12 protein-coding genes and 1 pseudogene are annotated in these 14,733 nt (G+C 72.3%); 7 read left to right on the forward strand and 6 right to left on the reverse strand.

Annotation, left to right across the window (positions count from 1 at the left end):
• Positions 1-10 precede the first annotated feature (10 nt).
• Genes AMYTH_RS0121870 through AMYTH_RS0121880 form a run of 3 tightly spaced genes read left to right on the forward strand, consistent with a single transcriptional unit; the run spans position 11 to position 5,085 of the window.
• Positions 11-2,827, forward strand: coding sequence for a glycosyltransferase (locus AMYTH_RS0121870; RefSeq protein WP_027932117.1), 2,817 nt, complete (start codon positions 11-13; stop codon positions 2,825-2,827).
• A 3-nt stretch (positions 2,828-2,830) separates the two neighbouring features.
• The gene (locus AMYTH_RS0121875) at positions 2,831-4,012 is read left to right on the forward strand and encodes an acyltransferase family protein (protein WP_027932118.1); all 1,182 of its coding nucleotides are present in this window, start codon (positions 2,831-2,833) and stop codon (positions 4,010-4,012) included.
• Positions 4,009-5,085 (forward strand): ScyD/ScyE family protein, encoded by a 1,077-nt coding sequence (locus AMYTH_RS0121880; protein WP_027932119.1) that lies wholly within the window; start codon positions 4,009-4,011, stop codon positions 5,083-5,085. The genes AMYTH_RS0121875 and AMYTH_RS0121880 overlap by 4 nt, the downstream gene beginning before the upstream one ends.
• 48 nt (positions 5,086-5,133) lie before the next feature.
• Here AMYTH_RS0121880 and AMYTH_RS0121885 read toward each other — a convergent pair whose 3' ends face one another.
• Together AMYTH_RS0121885 and AMYTH_RS0121890 are read right to left on the reverse strand one after the other, a co-directional pair.
• A complete protein-coding gene (locus tag AMYTH_RS0121885) occupies positions 5,134-5,685 on the reverse strand; it encodes a hemerythrin domain-containing protein (RefSeq protein WP_027932120.1) in 552 nt (183 codons plus the stop codon).
• Between the two features lie 56 nt (positions 5,686-5,741).
• A complete protein-coding gene (locus AMYTH_RS0121890; protein ID WP_027932121.1) occupies positions 5,742-6,725 on the reverse strand; it encodes a zinc-dependent alcohol dehydrogenase family protein in 984 nt (327 codons plus the stop codon).
• Positions 6,726-6,809: 84 nt separating this feature from the next.
• Between AMYTH_RS0121890 and AMYTH_RS0121895 the strand changes: the two genes are divergently transcribed.
• Entirely contained in the window at positions 6,810-7,502 is a 693-nt protein-coding gene (locus AMYTH_RS0121895) for a TetR/AcrR family transcriptional regulator (RefSeq protein ID WP_027932122.1), read from the forward strand.
• Here the strand turns inward: AMYTH_RS0121895 and AMYTH_RS0121900 are convergent.
• Positions 7,438-8,634, reverse strand: a complete 1,197-nt coding sequence (locus tag AMYTH_RS0121900) for an NAD(P)/FAD-dependent oxidoreductase (RefSeq protein ID WP_027932123.1) — start codon at positions 8,632-8,634, stop codon at positions 7,438-7,440. The genes AMYTH_RS0121895 and AMYTH_RS0121900 overlap by 65 nt on opposite strands.
• Positions 8,635-8,757: 123 nt before the next feature.
• Between AMYTH_RS0121900 and sigJ the strand changes: the two genes are divergently transcribed.
• Positions 8,758-9,648, forward strand: a complete 891-nt coding sequence (gene sigJ / locus AMYTH_RS0121905; RefSeq protein ID WP_027932124.1) for an RNA polymerase sigma factor SigJ — start codon at positions 8,758-8,760, stop codon at positions 9,646-9,648.
• Here the strand turns inward: sigJ and AMYTH_RS0121910 are convergent, their stop codons facing one another.
• Positions 9,649-10,536 carry a LysR substrate-binding domain-containing protein gene (locus tag AMYTH_RS0121910; protein ID WP_228684904.1) on the reverse strand — a complete coding sequence of 296 codons (888 nt, stop codon included), beginning with the start codon at positions 10,534-10,536 and terminating at the stop codon, positions 9,649-9,651.
• Positions 10,537-10,607: 71 nt separating this feature from the next.
• Here AMYTH_RS0121910 and AMYTH_RS0121915 point away from each other — a divergent pair, with 71 nt between their 5' ends.
• Both AMYTH_RS0121915 and AMYTH_RS0121920 read left to right on the forward strand, forming a co-directional pair.
• Positions 10,608-11,003 (forward strand): hypothetical protein, encoded by a 396-nt coding sequence (locus AMYTH_RS0121915; protein ID WP_027932126.1) that lies wholly within the window; start codon positions 10,608-10,610, stop codon positions 11,001-11,003.
• Positions 10,996-12,540, forward strand: coding sequence for a multicopper oxidase family protein (locus AMYTH_RS0121920; RefSeq protein ID WP_027932127.1), 1,545 nt, complete (start codon positions 10,996-10,998; stop codon positions 12,538-12,540). The genes AMYTH_RS0121915 and AMYTH_RS0121920 overlap by 8 nt, the downstream gene beginning before the upstream one ends.
• Here the strand turns inward: AMYTH_RS0121920 and AMYTH_RS48010 are convergent.
• Together AMYTH_RS48010 and AMYTH_RS0121925 are read right to left on the reverse strand one after the other, a co-directional pair.
• A pseudogene (locus AMYTH_RS48010) lies at positions 12,537-13,485 on the reverse strand (IS481 family transposase). The gene AMYTH_RS0121920 and the pseudogene AMYTH_RS48010 sit on opposite strands and share 4 nt — an antisense overlap.
• A 43-nt stretch (positions 13,486-13,528) precedes the next feature.
• Complete coding sequence (locus tag AMYTH_RS0121925; protein ID WP_228684906.1) at positions 13,529-14,725, reverse strand: metal-dependent hydrolase family protein; 1,197 nt, start codon at positions 14,723-14,725, stop codon at positions 13,529-13,531.
• Between the last annotated feature and the right edge of the window lie 8 nt (positions 14,726-14,733).

Raw genomic sequence — 14,733 nt, forward strand, 5'->3', positions numbered from 1 at the left:
CTTCCGGCCCATGGTGGGACCTCGGGGGATCGACTGGACGGGCGAGCGCTGCGTGCCCTGGACGGACGACATCCAGGTGATCTACGAGCACTACCACCGCTACGCCCTCGCCGCCCGCTACGCCTTCGGGCGGCGCGTCCTCGACCTCGCCAGCGGCGAGGGCTACGGCAGCGCGCTGCTGGCCGCCCACGCGGCGGAGGTGGTCGGCGTCGACATCGACGAAGCCAGCGTCGAGCACGCCCGCGCGCGCTACGGCGGGCGGCCGAACCTGCGGTTCACCACCGGTTCGATGACCGACCCGGACCTGCTCGCCGACGCCGGGAAGTTCGACGTCATCACCTGTTTCGAGGCGCTCGAGCACGTCGCGGAGCAGGACGAGCTGATGGCGCTGGTGCGCGCCCGGCTCGCGTCCGGCGGCGTGTTCTTCACCAGCACGCCGGACGTCCTCGTCTACACGCACGAGCACGGCAACAAAAACCCCTTCCACGTCAAGGAGTTGACCGAGCCGCAGTTCCGCGCGCTGCTCGGCGCGTCGTTCCGGCACGTGACGGTGCTGCGGCAGAACGTGGCGGTCGGCTCGGTGCTCACCAGCGACCGCGAGCACGGCCCGGTGCTGTCGCAGCAGCTGCGCCGCACGGGCGAGGACAGCTGGTCGGTCGGCACCGGCGCGCCGCACACCTACCTGGTCGGCGTCGCCTCCGACAACCCGGTGGAGGTGCCCGCCGCGGCGACGATGCTGGACCCGCAGCTCACGTTGCTCGGCGCGGCCGCCGAACGCGCCGCCGCGCCGCTGCGCGCCGAGATCGAACGGCTCACCAGCGACGACGGCGGCCCGAAGTACCGCAAGGTCATCGAGCGCTACCGGCCGCGGCGGCGCGCCACCGAAGGCCCGGTCGCGGTGTCGACCAGCGACGAACCGCTCGTCAGCATCATCGTTCCGGTGCACGGGCAGTGGAGCTACACGCGCCGCTGCCTGCAGTCGATCGAGGACAGCGGCACGCGCGTGCCGTTCGAGGTCGTGGTGGTCGACGACGCCTCGCCGGACGATTCGGCCGAGCAGCTCGCCGCGTGCCCCGGTGTCCGGCTCGTGCGCGCCCCGGAGAACCTGGGGTTCCTGCGCGCCGTGAACCTCGGCGCCGCGCAGGCCCGCGGGGAGCTGCTGGTGCTGCTCAACAACGACACCGAGGTCCGGCCCGGCTGGCTGGACGCGCTCACCGAGGTCGTCCGCGGCGACGGGAGCATCGGCCTGGCCGGGGCGAAGCTGGTCTACCCGGACGGCAGGCTGCAGGAGTGCGGCGGCATCGTGTTCGCCGACGGCAGCGCCGCCAACTACGGCCACGGCGACAACCCGGAAGACCCGCGCTACCAGGCCGTTCGCGACGTCGACTACTGCTCGGGCGCGGCGATCCTCGTGCGCCGGGACGTTTGGGAGCGGCTGGGCGGGTTCGACGAGCGCTACTCCCCCGCCTACTACGAGGACACCGACCTGGCGTTCGCGGTCCGCGCCGCGGGCCACCGCGTGGTGGTGGTCCCGGACGCGGTGGTCGTCCACCACGAGGGCGTCTCGCACGGCACCGACGTCACGCAGGGCGTCAAGCGGTACCAGGAGGTCAACCGCGAGGTCTTCGCGGCGAAGTGGGCGGGCGAGCTCGCGGAGCAGGCCGACCCGGGCACGCCGCTGTGGATCGCCCGCCAGCGCGTGCCCGGCCGGCCTCAGCGCGACGGCGACCTGGTGCTGGTCGCCGACGTCACCGTGCCCACCCCGGACCGCGACTCCGGCTCGGTGCGGTTGCGGTGCCTGCTGGACGAGCTGGTCGCGCTCGGTCACCGCGTGGTGTTCTGCCCGATGGGGCCGCCCGCGGACCCGGCGTACCTGGACCAGCTGCACCGCGCCGGGATCACCGTGCTCGCCGACAACGGCCTGCGCGAGCAGTTCCTGCACGAGGCGGGCAAGCACATCCGGCTGGCGCTGCTGTCCCGGCCGACCGTGGCCTGGCATCTCGCCGACCGGCTGCGGATCTGCGCGCCGCGGGCGCGGATCGTGTTCGACACGGTCGACCTGCACTTCGTGCGCTTGTCCAGGGAGGCCGAGCTGGTGGAGCGGCTCGGCGGCGCGCCGGAGACGTCGACGATGCTGCACCAGCGCGCGAAGCTCTACCGCGAGCTGGAGCTGGCGCTGGTGCGCGCCTGCGACCGGACGTTGGTGGTGTCCGAGGCCGAACGCGACCTGCTGGCCGACCTCGCGCCGGGCGCCCCGGTCAGCGTGCTGTCCAATGTGCACACGCCGGGGCCGGAGGCGAGCCCCGATGGGCGGCCCGGCGTGTTGTTCGTGGGCAGTTTCGAGCACCCGCCCAACCGCGACGCGGCGTACTGGCTGGCCGGGGAGATCTGGCCGCTGGTGCGCAGGCAGGTCCCGGACGCGGTGCTCAACCTGGTCGGCCACGACCCGACGAACGAACTGCGCACGCTCGACGGTCACGGCGTGAAGTTCCGCGGCTGGGTGCCCGCCCTCGGCGCGCTCTACGAAACGGCCCGGCTGTCGGTGGCGCCGCTGCGGTTCGGCGCCGGCGTCAAGGGCAAGGTCGGCGAGAGCCTGGCCGCGGGTGTCCCGGTGGTCGGCACGACGCTGGCGTTCGAGGGCATGCGGTTGCGCGACGGCGTGGAGGTCCTCGTCGGCGACAAGGCCGAGGAGATCGCCGCGGGAATCGTGTCGCTGCTGACCGATGACGCGCTCTGGCTGCGGCTGTCCCGGGCCGGGCAGGCCGCGGTGGCCGCGCAGTTCGGGCCGGGCGTCGCGCGCGCCGCGCTGACCGAGCTGCTGGGCTGAGCGGTGCCGCGGGACAACTCGGCGGAGCGCACGCAGCAGATCCGCCCCGTCAAGTACGCCAAGGCCGAGACCGGGTTCGCGTGGCTGCGGCTCATCGGCGCGAGCATGGTCGTCGTCGAGCACTCGTTCCCGCTCGTCGACCCGCAGCGGCTGACGATCCTGCCGGCGAGCTGGGACCTGTCCCCCGGTTACTTCGCGCTCATGGGCTTCTTCGCGATGAGCGGGTTCCAGATCACCGACAGCTGGGCGCGCGACGCGTCATGGTGGCGGTACGCCGCCAAGCGCGTGCTGCGGATCTGGCCGCCGCTGCTCGTCGTCGTCATGTTCACCGCGTTCGTGATCGGTCCACTGGTCACCGTGCTCGATGCCGGCGAGTACTGGACGGACACTGCGACCTGGGGTTACGTGGTGCACAACGCGGCGCTGTACCCGTTGCAGCACCTGCTTCCCGGGGTGTTCGCGGAGAACCCGTACCCGTGGTCGGCGAATGGCTCACTGTGGACGCTGCCGATGGAGACCACCGGGTACGCGCTCGTTCTCGTCGCGGGACTGACCGGTCTGCTCGGCCGCGCCCGCGCCGGCCTGTTCGCGCTGCTGGCCGCGATCGTCGTGCTCGACGGTTTCCTCGGCGCCACCTACACCTTCCAGGGCCGCGGCGGGTCGTTGCTGTCCGTGCCCGTCGGCGCGATGGTCGCGTTCGGTGTCGCGTTCGTCATCGGCATGGTGATGCACCGTTACCACGGAAAGATTCCGCTGTCGCGGGCCGCCGCGTACGCCGGGGTGGCCGGGTACCTGGTGGTCAACTTCGTGCCCGTCCTGCAGCCCTGCGCGCGGATCGTGCTGCCGTTCGCCGCCGGGTACGGCGCGATCGTGTGGGCCCACCACTGGCCGCGCCGGCTGGCGCGGTACGACAAGTGGGTCTACGGCAGTTACGGCATGTACATCTGGGCGATGCCGGTGCAGCAACTCATCGTGTTCGCCGGGGTGCGGAACTCGTACCTGCTGATGGCGCTGGCGTTGCCACTGGCCTACGCGTGCGGGCTGCTGTCCTGGCAGCTCGTGGAAATCCCGACGCAACGGCTGCGCGTTTACTTGCGCCCTCAACCGAAATCTCCTCGTAACGCTCGTCCACGCGATTCCGTCTCCGGAAGGGGGGCACATCGTCGTGAAAGGACGGGCGTATGAAAACATCCCGAATCCTGCTGGCAGCCGCCACCGCGCTCGCGGTGACACTGGTTCCGCTCGGCGCCGAGGCCGGCGGCAAGGTGTCCACAGTGGCCGGCGGCCTGGACAGCCCGCGCGGGCTGTCGTTCTCGCCTGACGGGGCCCTGTACGTCGCGGAAGCCGGCCGCGGCGGCGCTGGTCCGTGCATGGCGGGGCCCGAGGGCGAGGCGTGCTACGGCGAATCCGGCGCCGTCACGCGGATCGACCACGGGCAGCAGAAACGCGTGCTGAGCGGCCTGCCGTCGCTCGCCGCGCGCGACGGTTCCGGCGCGATCGGCCCGTCGGACGTCTCGTTCCTCGGCAAGGGCAACATGTACGTCACCGTCGGTCTGGGGGCGAACCCCGCGCTGCGCACGAACCTGCCGCCGAAGGGCCAGCAGTTCATGGGGTGGTTGCTGCGCAACGGAAAACCGGTCGCCGACATCGCCGGTTACGAGGCAACGGCCAACCCCGACGGTGGTGAGCCGGACAGCAACCCCAACTCGGTCCTCGCCCTGCCCGGCGGCCGCGTGGTGGCCGACGCGGGCGGCAACTCCCTGCTGTGGGTCCCGGACAAGGGCGGCATCCACACGATCGCCACGTTCCCGACGCGGATGGCGACGGGGCCGGACGGCTCGCAGATCCCGATGCAGTCGGTGCCGACCTCGGTCGCGCTCGGCCCGGACGGCGCGCTGTACGTCGGCGAGCTGACCGGCTTCCCGTTCCCGAAGGGCGCGGCGCGGGTGTACCGGGTGGTGCCGGGCAAGGCGCCGCAGGTGTACGCGGAGGGCTTCACCAACATCATCGACATCGGCTTCGCGCACGGGAAGCTGTACGTGCTGGAAATCGCGCACAACGGCCTGCTCAGCGGCGACCCGACGGGCGCGTTGATCCAGGTCGGCAAGAACGGCGCGCAGCACATCGTGACGCAGCAGCTGACGATGCCCGGTGGGCTGGCACTGCGTGACGGCAAGGCGTACGTGTCGAACTGCGGCGCCTGCCCGAACCCGCCGGGTTCACCCGGCAGCGGCAGCGTGGTGCGGGTCGGTCTGTGACGCGGAACCGGCCGCCTGCCGTTCGGCGGGCGGCCGGCTTCCGGGGCGTCAGCGTTTGAGCACGCTCCGGATGGCGTCGCGGGCTCGGTCCATGAGTGCGGCCGGCGGACCGAGCAGCATGTTCTTCGCGGCGCTTTCCGTTCCCGGGTGCGGGCGCGTCGGGGCCACGGCCTCGGCCGCCCGCACCGTGTCGGCCATCGCCTCCAGCCGCTTGCTGTCGTAGGCCTGGCGCAGCAGCGGGAACTCCGACCGCTCCTCGTGCTCGGCGTGGGCGAGCACGTCGTCCCGGAGCTGGATCAGCAGGGTGTCGAAGCCCTCCGCGTCCGGGCCCATCTCGTCCAATGTGGACAGCAGTTCCTTGGCGCGGTGCTCCTCGCCGAGGCGGGCCTCGACGATCGGCTCGCCGCCGTCCTGGCGCCGCACCTCGGGATGGACCAGTTCCTCCTCCGCGGTCTCGTGGACCGACAGCAGCCGCACGAGGTCGCGGAAGGCGTCCTCGCGCTCGTCCCCCTTCGCGCGTTCGACCACGCCGAACAGGCGGCGGATCTCCTGGTGCTGGTCCTCCAGCAACGCGATGACGTCCTTCTTGTCCGTCGACACGGTGACCTCCTTCGCTTCGCCGAGAGGGCTACCCGCGCCGGCGGGGGTTCACTCGCTCAGTGACGAACGCGGACCACGACCTTGCCCACCTGGGTGTTCGACTCCAGGTGCGCGTGCGCCTCGACGATGTCGGACAGGTCGTCGAACACGCGGTCCACGGCCGGGCGCAGGGTGCCGATGCGCAGGCCGGCGTTGATGAAGTGCTCGGCCCGGCGCCGCCGCTCGGGGTTGCGCGCGACGTAGCTGCCGTTGCCGTAGCCGAACAGCGTGACCTGCCGGTCCCAGTTCATCGGCAGCGGCGTGGCCTCGCCGCCCAGCCAGCCGTAGAGGACGAGCAGCCCGCCGACGGCGGTGGCCTCGACCAGGTCGGCCACGCCCGGTCCGCCGACCGGGTCGAACGTCATCGTCGCGCCGTCGCCGCCGGTGAGCGCGCGGACCTCCTTGACCAGGTCCTGCGAGTCGAGCGTGACGACGTGCGCGGCGCCTGCCGCCACCAGCAGGTCCCGCTTGGCGGCGGTGCGGGTCACGGCGATGGGCACCGCGCCGAGGTGGTTGGCGATCTGGATCGCCGCGATGCCGACCCCGCTGGACGCGGCGGTGATCAGCACCGTGTCGCCGGGCCGCAGGCCGCCGCGCTCGACCAGCGCGCCGTACGCGGTCTGGTGCGTCAGCCAGACCGATGCGCCGGTGACCTCGTCGACCGTGCGGCGGACCAGGCTCGACACCGGCACCACGACCCGGTCGCCGTACACCCCGTAGTCCCGCATCGAGAACGAGGCGAGGGTGCTGATCTCGGTGCCCTCGGGGAACCCGTCGACGCCGGTCTCCACCACACCGGCCGCCTCGTAGCCGATCCGGGAACCCGGCAGGATCGGCTGCTCGTAATAGGCGCCCGCGCGGAACAGCGCCTCCGCCCGGTTGAGCCCGATCGCGTCCACCCGGATGCGGACCTCGCCAGGGCCGGGCTCGGGCACCGGCCGGTCCTCGACACGCAGCACCTCGGGCCCACCGAGCCGGTCGAACAGGACTGCTCTCGCCATGACGTCTCCTCAACGGCGTTCGTTTACTACACGGCGTGTAGTAACAACACGGCGAATAGTAGACCAACGCCGTACAGTGTCAAGGTGGGTGAAGCGAGGACGAGCCGCCGGGAACGGCTGCGGGCGGAGACCGCGCGCGAGATCAAGACCATCGCGCTGGAGCTGATGGCCAAGGGCGGCCCGGACGCGATCTCGCTACGGGCGATCGCGCGTGAGATGGGCATGACGGCCGGCGCGATCTACGGCTACTACCCCACCCGCGACGACCTGATCACCACGCTGATCTCCGACGTCTACACCTCGCTGGTGGACACCGCCGAAGCCGCGCGGGACGCCGTCCCCGCGGACGACCCGGCCGGGCGGATCCTGGCGTGGGGCCGCGCGCTGCGGACGTGGTCGCTCGCCAACCCCGAGGGTTTCCGGCTCATCTACGGCGATCCGGTGCCCGGCTACCGCGCACCCGAAGGCGGCGCCGCGGCGGACGCGGAGCGCCGGGCGTGCGCCCTGCTGACCGAGCTGATCGCCGGGGCCTGGCCGACGGTCCAGGCCCCGGACGACTTCGACTGGGACGACTTCGGGCCCGCGCTGGTGCAGCACATGCGCGAGGAGTTCCCCGGGCTGCCGCCCGCCGTGCTGGCCCTGTCGCTGCGGACGTGGGGCCGGATGCACGGTCTGATCTCGCTCGAGGTCTACGGGCACCTCGGCCCGCAGGTCACCGACCCGGCGAAGCTGTACGAGTCGGAGTTGCGGGCGCTGCTGCGCTCACTGGGCCTGTGACCTGCCGTCCGCCCTTCACCCACCGCAGGGAACCGGGCTTGCGGGCCTCGCGGCGGATCTTCAGCACGCCGAGCTTGCAGGCCAGCTCCTTGTAGGCCGCGCCGAGGCGGCCACCGACGTAGAAGTTCTGCGCGGTGTCGTCCTTGTGGGCGAACTGCCGCACGGCCGCGTGCCTGCCGAGGCTGACGCACGACCCGACCAGAGCCACGTCGAGCACCGGCGGTTCGGTCCCGGCGATGCGGCTCAACACGGTGTCGGCGGCCTGCGCGCCGAGCGGCCCGGCGACCTGGCAGCTCATCCGCAGCGGCAGGCCCGACGGCGCGGCGGAGTCGCCCGCCGCGACGATCCGGTCGTCGTCGACGCTGGTCAGCGTCTCGTCGGTGAGCAGACGGCCCAGATCATCGGTGCTCAGTCCGCTCGCGGCCGCGAGCTCCGGCACGGCGAAGCCCGCGCTCCAGACGGTCAGGGCGCTCGCCCGCGTCGTGCCGTCGTCGAAAACGACCGCGTCCGGCCGGACTTCGGCCACCTTGGCGGCCTCGACCACCGCGACCCCGTGCCGGGACAGCCACTTGGCGATGTACCGGCGACCGCCCGCGCTCAACGAGGGCGCCAGCGTCCCGCCGCACGCGAGGGTGACCCGGCGTCCCCGTTCGGCCAGCTCGGCGGCGGTCTCGATGCCGGTCAGCCCGCCGCCGACCACCGTGACCGGCGCTTCCGCGGGCAGCGCGTCCAGCTCGTCCCGCAGCCGCCGCGCGGACTCCAGTTCGGCGACCGGGACGGCGAATTCGGCCGCCCCGGGCACCGTGGGCGCCGCCGCGGTGCTGCCGACCGCGTAGACCACGTAGTCGTAGCCCAGCTCGCGGCCCGAGGCCAGCCGCACGGCGCGGGCGGCGGTGTCGATGCGCGTGGCGGTGTCGACCACCAGGTGGACGCCGTCGTCGAGCATCGTGCCGAAGTCCACTGTGGCCTCTCCGGTGCCTGCGACGAACTGGTGCAGCCGGATGCGGTCGACGAACGCCGGACGGGGGTTGACCAACGTGACGTCCACGTCGTCGCGCATGCGCAGGCGGTTGGCCGCGAGCGTGCCGGCGTACCCGCCGCCGATGACGATCACCTTGTGGGTCTTGTTCATGGTGGGATTCCCTTCTCTCACCGGAACCGACAACCCACCGCCGCGAAACGTCAGGCCTGACGTTTCGCCCCGCTGTCTTGTCGGAGTGGTGGAGAAGGCACGACCGAGGGAGCCGAGCACACGATGACCGAACCGGACGACGGTCTGACCGCGATCATGAGCGAACGGCGTCAGCTGATCAACCTGGCGTACCGGCTCCTCGGGTCGCTCGCCGAGGCCGAGGACGTGGTCCAGGAGACCTACGCCCGCTGGTACGCCATGTCCCGCGACGAGCAGGACGCCATCGCCTCCCCCGGCGCCTGGCTGACCAAGGTGGCCGGCCGCCTCTGCCTCAACGTGCTGTCCTCGGCCCGCACGCGGCGGGAAACCTACGTGGGGGAATGGATTCCCGAGCCGGTGCCGGACAGCTCGGAATGGCGCCCCGCCGACCCCGCCGACCGGGTCACCCTCGACGAGTCGGTCAGCATGGCCTTCCTCGTGGTGCTCGACTCGATGACCCCGGCCGAGCGCGTCGCGTTCATCCTGCACGACGTCTTCCGCTACTCCTTCGCCGAAATCGCCGAGGTCGTCGGGCGCACACCGGCGGCGTGCCGTCAGCTGGCCTCGTCGGCGCGCCGCCGCGTCCGCGACGCCCAGGCCCCCGCCACGCCGGTCTCGCGGCAGGCCCAGGTCGTCCGCGACTTCAAACGGGCCTGGGAAGCACGCGACATCGAAGCCCTCCTCGGCCTGCTCGCTCCCGACGCCACGGCGATCAGCGACGGCGGCGGCCTGGTCAGCACGGTGCTCCACCCGGTCCAGGGCGCCGAACGGATCCTGAGCGCCCTGGCCCGCCTCGAACACCGGTTCCGCGGGCACACGCTGCTGGAGCGCACCGTCAACGGCCAGCCCGGCCTGGTCGCCCAGGAGGACGGCGTCACCGTGTCCGTGTACGCGTTCGAGATCGCGGACGAGAAGATCCAGCGCATCTGGGCGGTGCGCAACCCGGAGAAGCTGCGCGCGTGGACCGCGAGCTGATCACCGGTCGCCGTCGGGCCAGTCCCAGCCGGTGATCGTGTCCCGCATCAGCCGCGCCGCGGGCGAGAGGTGACTGCCCGCGCCCCAGTGCAGGGTGACCCGGCGGCGGCAGTCGGGGCTGTCGACGGCGACCCAGGCGAGCGGGGCCTGGACGGCGGTGCGGCGGGCGAAACCCGGCACGAGACCGATGCCCAGCCCCGCACCGATCAGCTCCGCGATGGCGCCGGGCTCGTCGCTCTCGCAGACGATCTTCGGCGTGAGGTCGCGGGCGGCGAAGACCCGGTCGAGCAGCCGGCGCAGCCAGTGGCCGCGGCGGGCGGTGACGAACGGCTGCCCGGCGAGTTCCTCGATCGTCACGGACGTGCGGCGCGCCAGCGGGTGGTCGAGTGCCGTGCCCACGCCCACGGCGTCGTCGAACAGCTGCACCGACTCCAGCCCGTCGGCGTGGATGGGCTGCGACGCGACGCACAGGTCGACGTCCTGGGCCCGCAGCCGTCGCGGCATGTCCTCGGCAGGCGACCACTGGAGCTCGATCTCGGCCGACGGGTGGGCGCGCTTGTAGGCCGCGAGCGGACCGGTGAGGGTGAGGAACGTTTCCGAGGCGAGCCGCACGGCGCCCAGTCCCGTACTGACGGCCTCGGCCACGGCGCGGCGCCCCGCGTCCAGCTCCCCGAGGGACCGTTCGACGTGATCGCGGAAGAGCCTGCCCGCGTCGTTCAGCCGGAGCCGGCCGCTCCGGTCGAACAGCGGAGTGCCGAGCTCGCTCTCCAGCCGGGCGATGGTGCGGCTCAGCGACGGCTGGGCGACGCGCAGTTCCTCGGCCGCCCGGCTGAGGTGCTCCAGCCGGGCCACCACCAGGAACTGCCGCAGCGAGGTCAGCTCCACCATGCCTCCCGCGTCATAACACCATAGCGATATTGATCTTAGACAAGATAGCAGTAGAGAAATAGCTTCGAGCCGTGCAACGAACCACAACGCCCGCCGGATGGGCTTTCCGGGCCGTCGTCAGCGCGCACCTGGTGGCGATCGCCGGTCAGCCGGTGTTCGCCGGGGTGTACCTGACCGGCGACTTCGACAGCCTGCGCTGGCACGCGCTCGGCGCCGACCTGACGAGCTCACTCGGCTACCTGCAGCTCATCGTGGCGATCGTGGTCTGGGTGCGGCTGCGCCGGTCCTGGCCATTCCTCGGGACCGTGGCGGTGGCCGCGGCCGAGACCGTGCAGTACTTCGCCGGGCTGGACGGCGCGCTGTGGTTGCACGTCCCGCTCGGCGTGATCACGGTCGCCGCGCTGGTCGTGCAGTTCGTCGCCGTCTGGCGCGGTCCCCTCGCACGACGGGAGGCGCGCGATGCCTGACCAGGGCCTGACCCGGCGGCAGGTGCTGGGCATCGGCGGTGCGCTCGGGTTGGTGGCAGCCACCGGCTTGTCGACCGCGGCCGCGCTGGCCCGCCGTCCGCCGGTGACCGGTGCGGAACTGCGCAGCGCGGCGCCGCTGCCGCCGCCGTTCCAGGTGCCGCTGCCGATCCCGCCCGTGCTGCGACCGGCCGGTCCCGGCCGCTACGAGATCACCCAGCGAGAGGCGAGCGCGGATATCCTGCCCGGCCTGCGCACTCCACTGTGGACGTACGAGGGCACGTTCCCCGGCCCCACCATCGAATCGCGCCGCGGCTACCCGGTCACGGTGACGCACCGCAACGAGCTGCCCGTGCCGACCGTCGTGCACCTGCACGGCGGCCGCACCCCGGCGGGCTCCGACGGATACCCCACCGATCTCGTCCTTCCCCGGTCCACAATGCACACCGGGCACGCGATGCACGATCCGCGCGCCGTGGTGACCGAGCTGACGCGCGACTACACCTTCCCGCTGGACCAGCGGTCCGCGCTGCTGTGGTACCACGACCACCGGATGGACTACACCGCGCCGGCGATCTGGCGCGGGCTGGCCGGGCTGCACATCGTGCGCGACGACGCCGAGGAATCGCTGGGGCTGCCCGCGGGATCCCGCGAACTGCCGCTGATGATCGCCGACCGCGCGTTCGCCGCCGACGGCAGCCTGATCTACCCCGCGCTGCCGGACCGGCCGGGCGTGACCGAGGAGTACCTCGCCGGTGTGCTCGGCGACGTGATCCTGGTGAACGGCGCGCCGTGGCCGGTGCACGAGGTCGACGCGGCCCGCTACCGGCTCCGCGTGCTCAACGCCTCCAACGCCCGGCACTACGAACTCGAGGCCGTCACCGACGACGGACGACGGCTCGACCTCGTCCAGATCGGCGCCGACCAGGGACTGCTCGCCGCGCCGGTCACCCACTCGGCGCTGCCGGTCGCGCCGGCCGAACGCTACGACGTGATCGTCGACTTCGCCGGCGTTCCGGTCGGCGGCCGCGTCCGGATCCGGAACCGGCTGGGGGCGGGCCGCACGCGGGACGTGATGGCGTTCCGCGTCGTCCGCCGCGCCACCGACGACAGCCGGATCCCCGGCGTGCTCTCGGCCGACCTGCCGGCCTGGCAGCGGTCCGACGCGGTGCGGGTGCGCGAGTTCGCCTTCCGCGCGGGACGGACGCACGGCCGCCACGGCTGGCTGGTCGGCGGGCTGCCGTTCGACCCGGTCCGCTCCGCTGTCGTCACCGCGCTCGGCGACGTCGAGGTGTGGCGTCTGGTCGCCGACGTCCACCACCCGGTCCACCTGCACCTGGCCGGGTTCCGGGTCCTCTCGCGCGGCGGCCGCCCGCCACTGCCGCACGATGCGGGGCTCAAGGACACCGTCGCGTTGCGACCGGGGGAATCGGTGGAGATCATCACCCGGTTCGACGGCTACCGCGGCCGGTACCTCTTCCACTGCCACAACGCCGAACACGAGGACATGGGCATGATGGCCAACCTCGAGATCATCTAGCTGTATGAGGCCGTGACGTTGGTGACGCCGGTGCGGAGTCGGGTTGCTGGTGGCTGGTTTCCGGCGGCGGTGTGTGGTCGATGGTCGTTGTAGTGGATGTTCCAGATGGCCAGGGTTGCGGTGCGGTGTTCTTCGCTGGTCCAGGTGTGAGCGTAGAGGAACTCTTCGGTCAACATGCGGTTGTAGCGTTCGACTTTCCCGTTGTGGCGTGGGGTGTAGGGGGTGATCCGCTGGTGGCGGGCGCCGCGTAGGACGGTGGCGAAGTCTTTCGCGCGGTAGCAGGCGCCGTTGTCGGTGACCAGGCGGTGGATGTGGGTGATGCCGTGGCGGGCGAAGAACGCCCGGACGCGGTGGACGAATCCGATCGCGTTCGGGCCTTCTCGTCGGGTAGGGCTTCGGTGTAGGCCAGGCGGGAGTAGCCGTCGATGGCGGAGTGCAGGTAGGTGTAGCGGGGTCGCTGGCCTCGGGTTTTGCCGCCGGCGACCTGCCGGTCGTGGTCGCTGCCTTGGCAGTGGACGCGCCAGCCACCACTGTCGGGGATCTTGATCTGCCGTGGTTGCCGGTTGTTCTGGCCGGTGGGGTCGAGGAACCGTCGCCGGTTCAGCCCGAGCTGCAGCAGGTGCCAGCTCACGGTCCGCGCGGAGATGGTGATGCCCTCGCAGGCCAGCTCGGTGGCGATGCGGCCAGCGGAGTACTTCCGCTGCCGGCGTAGCTGTTCGATCCGGGCCACCACGTCGGCTGGGGTGGCGGTCGGCTGGTGGTGCGGGACGCTGACCGGTCGAGCAGACCGGCCTCGCCATAGCGGCGCCAGCGGTTGACCCACTTGGACGCGCATTGCCGCGAGATGCCCATTCCGGCGGCGACGTGGGCGATCGGGCGGGTCTGGCAACGCACGACAAGCCGGCGGCGGCCCTCAACAGACAGCGGGGCATTACGGCGGTGCATGGACGGGTCCCCTCCTCTCGGCCCCCCTCAGCCGGCATCAACGTCATGACCCGCAACATCTAGCCGTGCCGGCCAGCCACACCTGCGCCGGGCGCGCCAGCGCCGTGATGTCGGTCAGCGGGTCGCCGTCCACCAGCAGCAGGTCGGCGTCGAAACCGGGGCGGATGCGGCCCTTGCGGTCCAGGCCCGCGACCTCCGCGGCCAGCGACGTCGCCGATGCCAGCGCGGCCTCCACCGGGATTCCGCCGTCCACCAGCCACTCCACCGCGGTGGCGAGCATCCCGTGCGGCTTGCCCGGGGAGATGCCGGAGTCGCCGCCGGACACGATCCGCACGCCGGCGTCGGCCATCCGCGCCACCTGGCCGATCCGGTCGCGGATCGTGGAACCCGTCCGTTCCAGGAACTCACGCAACGCGGGCGGCGGCGTCATCTCGCCGACCGCGCCGAGCGTGGGGCACACCGTGATCCCGCGGGCGGCGATCGTGGCGGCCAGCTCGTCGCTCATCCGGATGCCCTCGGGCGTGAAGCAGCTGCAGTGCTCGATGCCGTCCACGCCGGCGGCCACCGCCTGCTCCACCGACGGCGTGCCGTGCGCGTGCGCGGTCACCGGCAGCCCGGCCGCGTGGGCCTCCTCGACGATCAGCCGCAGCTCGTCCAGAGTGAACTGGCAGGCCATGATGTCGGTGCCGGGCGTCATGCCGCCGCCGCTGGCCATCACCTTCACGATGTCCACGCCGCGCTCGGCCCGCTCGGCGACGGCCGCGCGCAGGCCGTCGGCGCCGCTCGCCTCGCCGCCCATGTTCCAGCAGTGCCCGCGGGGACTGGTGATCGGCGGCCCCGCGGCGACGATCGACGGCAGGCCGGGCCGACCCCGCCAGCGCAGCGTGGCGTACCGGCGATCGCCGAGGTCGCGCACGCTGGTCACCCCGGCGGCCAGCTGGGCTTGCAGCGCCCGCTCGATCACGCCGTCCAGCTCGTCCTCGGAGTAGTCCGCGAGCCGGTCGAGCGCGCCGAAACCGCCGTCGCCGGAGAGGTGCGTGTGCATGTCGATCAGTCCGGGCAGCAACGTGCCCGGCGAGTCGACCACCGGCCAGTCGGGCACCGGGCCGCCGAGCCGCGCGATGGCGCCGTCCTGGACGAGCACCGGCAGGTCGCGGTGGGCGCGTTCGCCGTCGAAGACCTGGGCCGCGCGGATCACGAAGGTGTTCACCACCGTGAAGTCGCTTCCCCGGCCGCCCACGTGACAAG

It is taken from the genome of Amycolatopsis thermoflava N1165, assembly GCF_000473265.1.
Classification (GTDB): domain Bacteria; phylum Actinomycetota; class Actinomycetes; order Mycobacteriales; family Pseudonocardiaceae; genus Amycolatopsis_E; species Amycolatopsis_E thermoflava.

Coding starts and splice junctions, on each gene's coding strand:
- AMYTH_RS0121870 (WP_027932117.1), top strand. CDS start 11: ATGGTGGGACCTCGGGGGATCGACTGGACGGGCGAGCGCTGCGTGCCC.
- AMYTH_RS0121880 (WP_027932119.1), top strand. CDS start 4,009: ATGAAAACATCCCGAATCCTGCTGGCAGCCGCCACCGCGCTCGCGGTG.
- AMYTH_RS0121890 (WP_027932121.1), bottom strand. CDS start 6,725: ATGGCGAGAGCAGTCCTGTTCGACCGGCTCGGTGGGCCCGAGGTGCTG.
- AMYTH_RS0121900 (WP_027932123.1), bottom strand. CDS start 8,634: ATGAACAAGACCCACAAGGTGATCGTCATCGGCGGCGGGTACGCCGGC.
- sigJ (WP_027932124.1), top strand. CDS start 8,758: ATGACCGAACCGGACGACGGTCTGACCGCGATCATGAGCGAACGGCGT.
- AMYTH_RS0121910 (WP_228684904.1), bottom strand. CDS start 10,536: ATGGTGGAGCTGACCTCGCTGCGGCAGTTCCTGGTGGTGGCCCGGCTG.
- AMYTH_RS0121920 (WP_027932127.1), top strand. CDS start 10,996: ATGCCTGACCAGGGCCTGACCCGGCGGCAGGTGCTGGGCATCGGCGGT.